Origin of the sequence: Halomonas sp. AOP12-B1-6 (assembly GCF_052379225.1) — a bacterium.
GTDB lineage: Bacteria > Pseudomonadota > Gammaproteobacteria > Pseudomonadales > Halomonadaceae > Vreelandella > Vreelandella casei.
Map to the genome: position 1 here is coordinate 1 of NZ_JBQSYK010000011.1, position 1,106 is coordinate 1,106.

Below are 1,106 nucleotides of genomic sequence, written 5' to 3' on the forward strand. Positions count from 1 at the left end.
TATGAAAGTACTCGTCGCGGTTAAACGCGTCATCGACTACAACGTCAAAATTCGCGTTAAAGCGGATCATTCAGACGTTGATCTGACGAATGTCAAAATGGCCATGAACCCCTTCTGCGAAATTGCCGTGGAAGAGGCGGTGCGTCTTAAAGAGAAGGGCGTGGCCACGGAAGTGATCGCCGTTTCTGTCGGCCCTAAAGCCGCGCAAGAGCAGTTGCGTACCGCGCTGGCGCTGGGCGCCGATCGCGCTATTCATATTGAAACTAACGAGCGCGTGGAATCCCTGGCGGTAGCCAAGCTGCTGGCCAAGGTCGTCGAGCAAGAGCAGCCCGGCCTGGTGATTCTCGGCAAGCAGGCGATTGACACCGACAATAACCAAACCGGCCAAATGCTCGCCGCACTGACCGGCTTGCCCCAAGGCACGTTTGCCTCTGAAGTGGCGGTCGACGGCGACAGCGTAAACGTCACCCGCGAAATCGACGGCGGTCTGCAAACCATCGCCCTGACGTTGCCCGCGATTGTGACCACCGACCTGCGCCTCAACGAGCCCCGCTACGCCAAGCTGCCCGACATCATGAAGGCCAAGAAAAAGCCGTTGGATGTTAAAACCCCCGCCGACTACGGCATTGAGGTGGCCTCCAAGGTCAGCCTGCTCAAAGTGGAATCGCCGCCTGAGCGCAAAGGCGGCGTCAAAGTTGCCTCGGTAGACGAGCTGGTCGACAAACTAAAAAACGAAGCCAAAGTACTTTAATAAACCAAGGTACTTTAATAGGAGCTGACTTTATGAGCATTTTGGTACTTGCCGACCTGCATGAAGGTCAACTGGCTGGCGCCACCGCCCACGTTGTGGCAGCCGCGAAAGAGATGGGTGGCGATATTGATGTTCTGGTTGTCGGCGAAGGCGTACAGGCCGCCGCTGAGGCTGCCGCTAAGCTGGATGGCGTGAGCAAAGTGCGCGTAGCCGACAATGCGGTCTACGCCCACCAGCTAGCCGAGCCCATGGGCGCGCTGCTGGTTGAGCTGGCCGATGATTACAGCCACGTTCTCGCCAGCGCCTCCACTACCGGCAAAAACGTACTGCCCCGTTTAGCGGCATTGAAGGACGT

1 protein-coding gene and 1 pseudogene are annotated in these 1,106 nt (G+C 57.7%); both read left to right on the forward strand.

Annotated features, from left to right (window positions below):
• The first annotated feature begins 1 nt into the window (after position 1).
• The gene (locus tag ACT3TR_RS17360) at positions 2-751 is read left to right on the forward strand and encodes an electron transfer flavoprotein subunit beta/FixA family protein (RefSeq protein ID WP_193062638.1); all 750 of its coding nucleotides are present in this window, start codon (positions 2-4) and stop codon (positions 749-751) included.
• Between the two features lie 32 nt (positions 752-783).
• A pseudogene (locus ACT3TR_RS17365) lies at positions 784-1,106 on the forward strand (electron transfer flavoprotein subunit alpha/FixB family protein); the annotation flags it as partial.

Excerpts from the sequence above, each read along its gene's own strand:
- ACT3TR_RS17360 (WP_193062638.1), top strand. The coding sequence starts at position 2 with ATGAAAGTACTCGTCGCGGTTAAACGCGTCATCGACTACAACGTCAAA.